Annotated in this window: 3 protein-coding genes; all 3 read left to right on the top strand. The window is 44.6% G+C overall.

Annotation, left to right across the window (positions count from 1 at the left end; genetic code table 11):
- Positions 1 to 392, top strand: a 392-nt coding sequence (locus A3762_RS17505) for an aminodeoxychorismate/anthranilate synthase component II (protein WP_068756860.1), incomplete at its 5' end; no start/stop codon positions are given.
- A gap of 29 nt (positions 393 to 421) precedes the next feature.
- Entirely contained in the window at positions 422 to 1459 is a 1038-nt protein-coding gene (gene trpD, locus A3762_RS17510) for an anthranilate phosphoribosyltransferase (RefSeq protein WP_068480280.1), read from the top strand.
- A 20-nt stretch (positions 1460 to 1479) separates the two neighbouring features.
- Positions 1480 to 2292: an indole-3-glycerol phosphate synthase TrpC gene (trpC, locus tag A3762_RS17515; protein WP_068477178.1), complete on the top strand. Its 813-nt coding sequence runs from the start codon at positions 1480 to 1482 to the stop codon at positions 2290 to 2292.
- Positions 2293 to 2473: the final 181 nt, after the last annotated feature.

Raw genomic sequence — 2473 nt, forward strand, 5'->3', positions numbered from 1 at the left:
TACTCGAGCATTTTAAAGGCAAACTCCCTATCTTTGGCATTTGCCTAGGACATCAAAGTATTGGACAAGCTTTTGGTGGATCTATTATCCGTGCTGGCCAAGTTATGCATGGGAAGACATCTCCAGTGCATCATAACAATGAAGGTGTATTTAAAGGTTTACCTAACCCAGTGACAGCAACGCGATACCATTCTTTAGTGATTGATAAAGATGCGCTTCCTGATTGCCTAGAAATTACTGCGTGGACCGAACATGAGGATGGTTCAATGGAAGAGATAATGGGTGTGCGCCATAAAACCCTAGATGTTGAAGGGGTGCAATTTCACCCAGAATCAATTTTGACTGAATGCGGTCACGAGTTGCTTGATAATTTTTTGAAGCGCGAGTCATAAGCAAACACCAACAATAAGAGAGACGAGTCATGGATATTAAAGATGCAATTGCTCAGATTGTTGAGGGGCAAAGCCTATCAACAGAAGATATGAAAGCCGCGATGCAGACGGTAATGACGGGCGAAGCGACCGATGCGCAGATTGGTGCTCTATTGATTGCGTTGCGTATGAAAGGCGAGTCGATTGACGAAATTACCGGTGCAGCGCAAGTGATGCGTGATTTGTCTGCCTCTGTAAATGTTGATGCTCAGCACTTAGTTGATACCTGTGGAACTGGTGGTGATGGCTCTAATTTGTTTAACGTATCGACTGCATCTGCCTTTGTAGTTGCAGCCGCAGGGGGCAGCGTTGCAAAGCATGGTAATCGTAGTGTTTCTAGTAGTACCGGAAGTGCTGATCTTCTTGAAGCTGCAGGTGTTAATTTGGGCTTAAGCCCTGAGCAAGTTGCGCGCGCAGTGCAAGAGATTGGTGTTGGATTTATGTTTGCGCCAGCCCACCATAGCGCGATGCGTCATGCAATTGGCCCACGCAAAGAATTAGCAATGCGTACGATTTTCAATATGTTAGGGCCAATGACAAATCCTGCTGGTGTAAAGCGCCAGATTATCGGTGTGTTTTCGAAAGCACTTTGCCGTCCAATGGCNGAAGTATTAAATCGCCTTGGCAGTGAGCATGTGATGGTGGTGCATTCTGACGACGGCCTTGATGAAATTTCTATTGCGGCTAATACCCATGTTGCAGAATTGCGAGATGGCGAAGTTATTGAATATGAAATTCGACCTGCTGCCTTAGGTATTCAAGAAGCAGCATTAACTGATTTAAGTGTGGATAGTGCGGAGCAAAGTCTTGCTCTCATTAAGTCAGCATTAGGCAAAGATGATGGCGATATCGCGCAGAAGGCGCGTAACATCATTACGATCAATGCGGCTGCTGCGATATACGTGTCTGGTCTAGCAGATTCGTTGAAGGCTGGTGTGTCAATGGCTGAAGACGCGATCGGAAGTGGTTTGGCCTTAGCCAAAATGAGTGAGTTAGCGAGTTTCTCACAAGTATTTGAAGAAGATTAAACGCATTAGCGAGAAGTTACATGAGCAGCAAAGTGAATGACAGCACACCAACGATTCTGCGCAATATTGTTGCGCGTAAGTGGGAAGAAGTAGAGGAGCGCAGTGCTGCGCTCGCGTTGACCGAGCTAAAAGCACAATCGCTTGATAAGCCAGAGTGTCGAGGCTTTGTTGCATCGATTGAATCCAAGCTTGCATCTAAGCAGTCAGCCGTGATTGCAGAAATCAAGAAGGCTTCTCCAAGCAAAGGTGTGATTCGAGAAGACTTCCGACCTGCTGAGATTGCGCAGTCTTATGACAATGCGGGTGCTGCCTGTTTATCTGTTTTAACAGATAGAGACTTCTTCCAAGGGCATGAAGATTATCTACAACTTGCGCGTAATGCAGTCTCTCTACCAGTCATTCGCAAAGATTTTATGGTGTCTCCATATCAAATTTATGAGAGCCGCGTTGTAAATGCAGATTGTGTGTTGTTGATCGCTGCATGCTTAACCAAAGACCAGATGCAGGAACTTTCAGGTATCTCACATGAGCTTGGTTTAGATGTATTGGTCGAAGTGCATAATGCACAAGAACTCGACGTTGCGCTTACGCTTGATACTAAGCTTATCGGCATTAATAACCGCGATTTGCATAGTTTTGAGGTAAGCCTAGATAACACGTATCAGTTACTTGAAAGCATCCCAGAAAATAGAATTGTTGTGACCGAAAGCGGTATTCATACATTGGATGACGTTCAGGATATGCGCAAAAATCAGGTGAATACCTTTTTGGTTGGCGAAGCATTTATGCGAGCCGAAAACCCTGGCGATGAGTTGGCGAGATTGTTTTTTTAAAGGCAATTTTTACAAGTTAACGAACAATCCTATTACGGAGGGTGAAATCCCTCCGAACATCTGATAATTTCTTATTGCGCAAACAAAAATAAAAGGACGCTATCATGAAAGTATTGGGTCTACCCACGCTTATTAAAACCCTTTTTGTTGCTAGTTTCGTTACCTTGATTGCATGTGCCGA

The organism is Oleiphilus sp. HI0125, from assembly GCF_001635355.1.